This window comes from Anaerosporobacter sp. (assembly GCF_965301125.1).
Map to the genome: position 1 here is coordinate 1 of NZ_CBDLAM010000189.1, position 6926 is coordinate 6926.

A 6926-nucleotide genomic window follows, 5' to 3' on the forward strand; every position below is an offset into this window, starting at 1 on the left:
AATATCCGTTAATATAATAAAGTAATAATCCATAATTTATGTAAAATACAAAAGTAGAAAAATATGAAGAATAAATTAGTTTTTACAGGTTTAATAGTAGCGATGGCAGTTTCTTGTATGGCGTGTAGCTCAAAGAAAGAGTCCAATGAATTAGTAATGGCGACGAATGCAGAATTCCCACCATATGAATATCTTGAAGGTAGTGATTTCCGTGGTATCGACGTAGAGATAGCACAAGCCATTGCAGATGATCTTGGAAAAGAATTAGTAATCGAAGATATGGCATTTGATTCCGTTATCACATCAGTACAATCAGGTAAAGCGGATATTGGTTTAGCAGGATTGACTGTTAATGAAGATCGACTAAAGAACGTGGATTTTAGTGATACATATACAACAGCAAGACAAGTTATTATTACTAAAAAGGGTAGTGATATTAAGACAGTAGATGACTTAGAAGGTAAATTAATTGGGGTTCAATTAGGAACAACAGGTGATATCTATGCAGAAGATGTGAAAGATGCTACGGTTGAACGTTATAATAAAGGGTTTGAAGCCGTACAGGCATTAAGCCAAGGAAAAATCGATGTTGTAATCATTGATAATGAACCAGCCAAAGTATTTGCTAGTCAAAATGAAGAAATTGAAATCTTAGAAGAAGAGTTTAGAGTGGAAGAATATGCAATTGCAGTGAAAAAGGGTAATGATGAACTTGTAAAACAAATTAATGAATCCTTAAATAAACTCGAAGAATCTGGTGAACTTCAAGAAATTATAGATAAGTATATCAATAAAGAGTAATTAACCCTTTATTAAGATAAGGAATAAAAAAATGGAGAGAATAATTGAACAATTTACACAAAATTTTATAGAGGAAGATCGTTGGAAGTATATTGTAGATGGTCTTAAGGTTACTTTAACAATTACTTTCTTTGCAGTACTAATTGGTATCTGCATTGGACTTATTGTAGGAATCATACGATCTACCCATGACAATACAGGTAAGTGCAAGGTTTTGAATGTAATATGTAAGATTTATCTTACAGTTTTTCGAGGAACTCCAGTACTTATTCAGCTATTAATCATTTATTTTGTAGTGTTTGGTAGTGTTCGTATTGATAAAGTATTCGTTGCTATTGTTGCATTCGGTATTAATTCTGGTGCTTATGTAGCAGAAATTATACGTAGTGGAATTATGTCCATAGATCAAGGGCAGTTCGAAGCGGGTAGAAGTCTAGGATTTAATTATTTACAAACCATGCGATACATCATTATGCCACAAGCAATCAAGAATGTCTTGCCTGCTTTGGGAAATGAATTTATTGTATTATTAAAAGAAACGTCGGTAGCAGGTTATATTGCAATTGCAGATTTAACGAAAGCGGGAGATACCATAAGAAGTCAGACATTCTCGGCATTCTTCCCTTTATTCGGAGTAGCTGCAATCTATCTTGTACTTGTTATGATTTTTACCTACTTAGTAGGACGATTAGAGAGGAGATTAAACAATGGAACACATTAATTTCGGGAATTCTCTGATTCAGGTAAAAGACATAAAGAAACAGTTTGGAGATAAATTTGCGCTAAATGGTGTAAACTGTGAAATCAATAAAGGAGAGGTAGTATTCATTATCGGACCTTCTGGTTCTGGCAAGAGTACCTTCTTAAGATGTTTGAATCTATTAGAAACACCAACATCAGGTCAGATTGTCTTTGAAGGTAATGAGCTTACCCAAAAGGGTGTTAATGTCAATGAACTACGTCAGAAGATGGGAATGGTATTCCAACATTTCAACCTATTCCCTCATATGACGATCTTACAAAACCTTACCCTTGCGCCTATGAAATTACAAGGTGTGAGTAAGGAAGAGGCACAAAAGGAAGCTATGCGTTTACTAAAACGTGTAGGATTAGAGGATCGAGCAAATGCTTACCCAGCTCAATTATCAGGTGGGCAAAAACAACGTATTGCAATTGTACGAGCATTATGCATGAAGCCAGAAGTGATGTTATTTGATGAACCAACGTCAGCCTTAGATCCAGAAATGGTAGGGGAAGTACTTGGAGTAATGAGAGAACTTGCAGAGGATAATATGACCATGGTAGTAGTTACACATGAGATGGGATTTGCCAAAGAAGTTGCAAGTAGAGTAATCTTCATGGACCAAGGTCAAATTGTGGAAGAAAATACTCCTGGGGAATTATTTGCACATCCAAAGAGTGAACGTTTACAAAACTTCTTAAGTAAAGTATTGTAATTTGCTATGTACTAAAAAAAATACAAGAAAATCTGTCATTTGCTATTATTTGTATTTGCTAAAACTTGAATAGGTTATTATAATGTTGAATGGTGTGTTATTAACAGAGATAACGTAGAAAATAATACAAAGCAAATCAAAAAAAGCAAAAAGAGGTTGGGTATGGAAAAAAATTATTTTACGCAAAGTGAAATCATTGATAATGCTATTAATGATTATACACACAAAGCAAATTATTCTGTAATTAAAGTTTTACTGTATGGTATTATGGCGGGTATGTTTATTGCTCTTGGCGCCCAAGCAAGTATGGTTGCATCGCATAACATTGCAGATCCAGGCATTGCAAAGACGGTAGCAGGTGTTGTATTCCCTGTAGGTTTAATACTAATCGTTTTAATCGGTGGACAATTGTTTACAGGTAACTGTTTACTGTTCATGGCTGGTTGGGATAAGAAAATCTCCTGGTCTAAAGTAGCTAAGAATCTTGCACTTGTTTGGGTATCAAATCTCATTGGAGCACTCTTTATAGCTACCATGTGTTATTTTTCAGGGCAATTTGATTTTAACCATGGTGCATTAGGCGCTTACACGATTAAAACTGCAGTAGCAAAAGCAAACATAGATCCTTTCCAAGGATTCCTATCTGGTATCCTTTGTAATATCATTGTTTGTGGAGCGATACTAGTTACTGGAAGTGCTAAAGATGCAATTGGAAAAATCTTTGGGGCATTCTTTATAATATTCGCATTCGTAATTTCAGGATTTGAGCACTGTATTGCAAATGCTTATTACTTACCAGCAGGATTATTAGCATCAAGTAATAACGAATATGTAGAAATTGCAAAAGAAACATATCACTTAACTACTGAACAGATTAATTCTTTGACTGTGTCCAATGCGTTTATTAATAACTTGATTCCAGTTACAATTGGTAATATTATAGGTGGTGGAATTGTTATCAGCGGTATCATGTTCTTATGTCATAGATCGAAGAAAATAAAATAAACCATACTTATGAAAGAGGCTGTTTGAACAACAGCCTTTTTTTCATTCAAAAAAATAATATTGATAGTATTATTTCTTCAGTTGCGTTAAAATGTCTTTAGTAATGTGAATGTATCCATGTAAAAGGAGATTAATAGATATGAAACAAACAATAAAATTGTATGATTTAGATGCATACGCCACAGAGTTTAGCGCGACGGTCTTATCTTGTGAAGAAGCTCAGGTAGAGGGGCAGAACGTTTATCAAGTTATTTTAGATCAAACACTATTTTTCCCGGAAGAAGGAGGTCAAAGTCCTGATAAAGGAACGATTAATAATATACAAGTGTTAGACGTTCAAATCCAAGGAGAGGTTATTACTCACACGCTAGAAGAACCCTTAGAAGTTGGAGCAGTGGTACAGGCAGTCATAGATTGGAAACATCGGTTTAGCAATATGCAACAACATTCTGGAGAACATATATTTTCTGGGTTAGTGAATAAGAAGTTTGGTTATGACAACGTTGGTTTTCATCTAAGTGATCAAGTGGTAACGATGGATTTTAATGGAGTGATAACAGCAAAGGAGGCAGCAGATATTGAGTACGCTGCTAATGAAGTAATAATAAGAAATCTACCCGTACAAGTTACGTTTCCTTCAAAAGAAGAATTGTCCGATTTGAACTACCGTAGCAAGATTGAAATAGATGGACAAGTACGTATTGTTACTATCGAAGATGTGGATGTCTGTGCTTGTTGTGCCCCACATGTGAAGAAAACTGGCGAAATCGGTATGTTAAAGATTTTAAATATTCAAAATTATAAAGGTGGGGTTCGAATTAGTATCTTATGCGGTTTTCGTGCATTAGAAGAATATCGTCGCAAAACGGTAGTATTATCTGAGCTTATGTCTTCCTTATCAGCGAATCAAGATTCTTTGGTAGAAGCAGTTACGAAACTAAAGAATATGAATCAATCATTAAAAGCAGAGTTAGCCGATACCAAGAAAGAGTACATGGAAGCAAAATTAAGAGAAATACCGAAGGATCAAGAAAATGTATATTTATTTGAAAGCAACCTAGATCCACAGGTTATGCGTACATCAGTAAATCAACTAGTAAGCGAACATTCAGGTATCTGTGGAATATTTACAGGAGATGACGAAGAAGGATATAGATATATTATTGGAAGTAGTACACAAGATACTCGTACGGTAGCGACGATCCTTAAAGATAAATTAGGCGCTAAAGGCGGCGGAAGTACTGCTATGGTACAGGGCTCTGTTGTGGCGAAGAGAGAAACAATAGAAGCGCTATTATAATTGTTAGATTGGAAGTGTGAATAATGTATCATTTTGTGATAAATTCCCATGCGAAGTCAAAGCTGGGACATAAAATATGGGACGATATTGAAAGATATCTTATAGAGAATAATTTTGAGTACAAGAAGTATTTTACTAGTGAAGCTGGGAGCGCAGCACGGTTTGCTAGTGAGATTACTAGAGAAAAAGATGAATTTCCTACCATTGTAGTATTAGGTGGAGATGGAACGTTGAATGAAGTATTAAATGGGATAAGAAATATAGAGCAAGTGACTCTTGGGTATATTCCAATAGGCTCTAGTAATGATTTTGGGCGTGGAATGAATATAACAAGAGACTATCTGAGTGAGCTGAAAAAGATTATAAATCCAAAGAAGTTTATACAACTAGATTATGGAGTAGCAACTTATGGAGGAGAAAGCAAGCGGTTTCTTGTTAGTTCAGGTATTGGATTTGATGCGGCAGTATGTTACGAGGTTAACCATTCTCCATTAAAGAAATTACTCAATCACTTAAGATTGGGTAAGTTTACATATGGATTGGTTGCTATTAAACAGTTAGCGGGTATTCCTTATATTAAGGGAACTATAACGTTAGATAATAATGAGGTTAAGTTTTATGATAAGATATTCTTCTCGGCTATTCATGTACAAAAATATGAAGGTGGAGGATATATGTTCTGTCCGAAAGCAGATCCTACAGATGGCTATTTGGATATATGCGTAGCAGAAAAGATTTCTAAAATTAGAGCACTAACTATGTTGCCAGGTGCCAAGAAAGGTAATCACGTAAAATGTAGAGGAATTCATGTTTTTCGTTGTAAGAAAGCAGTTTTTCAAATGGAACGTAAACAATTTGTGCATATAGATGGAGAAACGACAGAACATAGCAAATCGAAGGAAGTGTTATTTGAAACTTCACCAGATAAGATACGGTTTATTGCAGGATAGATAGAAGTTTTATGAGTGAAGGAGTTAACTAAAGTGGACAGGAGGAAAAATGAAATTATTTGTTTATAGTATGCGTGAATTTGATGAAAAGCCTTTCTTTGATAAGTACAGTAGCCAATATGAAATAGAGTATGACTATACCACACAAACCCCTAGTCTTTCCAATGTGGAACTTGCCAAAGGATATGATGTAATTGATATTATAACGACGACGATAGATAGGGAATTATTGGATAAATTCCATGAGATTGGGGTGCAGTGTATCACAACAAGAACAATAGGCTTTGATCATATCGATATAGAATATGCGAAAAAGATCGGTATTGGTGTTACTAACGTTACCTATTCACCAAGTAGTGTTGCGGATTATACAATTATGATGATGCTAATGGGACTGCGTAAAATTAAGCATATACTAGAACGGGCAGCAATACAAGATTTTACACTAAAAGGGAAAATCGGAAGAGAGTTGCCTAATTGTACAGTAGGTATAGTTGGCACTGGTAAGATTGGTAGTACAGTTGTTAAACATCTATCTGGTTTTGGGTGCAAAATCTTGATGTATGATATCTATGAAAAGAATGAAGTGAAACAATTCGGTAATTATGTAAGTCTTGATAAATTAATACGAGAAAGTGATATTATATCACTACATATACCAGCTACGAAGGACAATTATCATTTGATTAATGCTGATACAATAAGGGAAATGAAAGATGGTGTAAGTATTATTAATTGTGCAAGGGGTTCTCTTATTGATTCCCAAGCCTTAATAGATGGAATTGAAAGTGGGAAAATAGGTTTTGCAGGATTAGATGTGGTAGAACATGAGAAGGGGCTATATTATTTTAATAAAGTAGGAGAACGTCTTAATAATCCTAAACTTACTAGACTTTGTTCATATTCAAATGTTGTTGTATCACCGCATACAGCATTTTATACAGAGGAAGCTGTATCAGATATGGTTGAGAATTCAATTATTGGAGCAATTAGCTTTGTGAATGGGTTAAAGAAGAATCTTGACGTGTAACTTGACTGCCTTTGCATATTAACCTAAACTTTATCGAATACTATAGAGAATCAAGATAGAATAATAAGTTTAGGGAGAAAGAGGGAAGCAAGTTATGCCATTGAGTCAAAGAAGACCATCGAGTCAAACAAATCGATTGAGTCGAAATTATCCATCAAAACAAAGAATTTCATCAAATCAAAATATTCCAAGAGAAAAAGGAATTGACCATACACTAGATCTTTTATTAGAAGGCTATCCATTCATTCAAAATCGTATTAAGAAGTATCGGTCTCCTATCGATATTTCACGAGTATTTGGAAAGTAAGCAATTTTTCTAAGTGGTGTAGAGGAGGCTAAGGTTTTCTACAGTAATAAATATTTTAAACGGCATGGGGTAGCAC

The 6926-nt window shown here is 34.7% G+C and carries 8 protein-coding genes; all 8 read left to right on the forward strand.

The genetic code is table 11. The annotated features are described in order from the left end of the window. The first annotated feature begins 63 nt into the window (after nt 1-63). The 8 genes from ACW2QF_RS16150 (at nt 64) to ACW2QF_RS16185 (ending at nt 6850) form a co-directional block, all read left to right on the forward strand. Nucleotides 64-801, forward strand: a complete 738-nt coding sequence (locus ACW2QF_RS16150; protein WP_455717040.1) for a transporter substrate-binding domain-containing protein — start codon at nt 64-66, stop codon at nt 799-801. Between the two features lie 31 nt (nt 802-832). Further along, complete coding sequence (locus tag ACW2QF_RS16155) at nt 833-1522, forward strand: amino acid ABC transporter permease (RefSeq protein WP_455717041.1); 690 nt, start codon at nt 833-835, stop codon at nt 1520-1522. Beyond that, complete coding sequence (locus ACW2QF_RS16160; protein WP_455717042.1) at nt 1509-2258, forward strand: amino acid ABC transporter ATP-binding protein; 750 nt, start codon at nt 1509-1511, stop codon at nt 2256-2258. The genes ACW2QF_RS16155 and ACW2QF_RS16160 overlap by 14 nt, the downstream gene beginning before the upstream one ends. A 162-nt stretch (nt 2259-2420) precedes the next feature. Next, nucleotides 2421-3263, forward strand: coding sequence for a formate/nitrite transporter family protein (locus ACW2QF_RS16165; protein ID WP_455717043.1), 843 nt, complete (start codon nt 2421-2423; stop codon nt 3261-3263). 139 nt (nt 3264-3402) lie between these two features. After that, nucleotides 3403-4563, forward strand: a complete 1161-nt coding sequence (locus tag ACW2QF_RS16170) for an alanyl-tRNA editing protein (RefSeq protein ID WP_455717044.1) — start codon at nt 3403-3405, stop codon at nt 4561-4563. 23 nt (nt 4564-4586) lie between these two features. After that, the gene (locus tag ACW2QF_RS16175; RefSeq protein ID WP_455717045.1) at nt 4587-5513 is read left to right on the forward strand and encodes a diacylglycerol/lipid kinase family protein; all 927 of its coding nucleotides are present in this window, start codon (nt 4587-4589) and stop codon (nt 5511-5513) included. Nucleotides 5514-5562: 49 nt separating this feature from the next. Further along, nucleotides 5563-6543: a D-isomer specific 2-hydroxyacid dehydrogenase family protein gene (locus ACW2QF_RS16180; RefSeq protein ID WP_455717046.1), complete on the forward strand. Its 981-nt coding sequence runs from the start codon at nt 5563-5565 to the stop codon at nt 6541-6543. A 94-nt stretch (nt 6544-6637) separates the two neighbouring features. Then, nucleotides 6638-6850 (forward strand): hypothetical protein, encoded by a 213-nt coding sequence (locus ACW2QF_RS16185; protein ID WP_455717047.1) that lies wholly within the window; start codon nt 6638-6640, stop codon nt 6848-6850. Nucleotides 6851-6926: the final 76 nt, after the last annotated feature.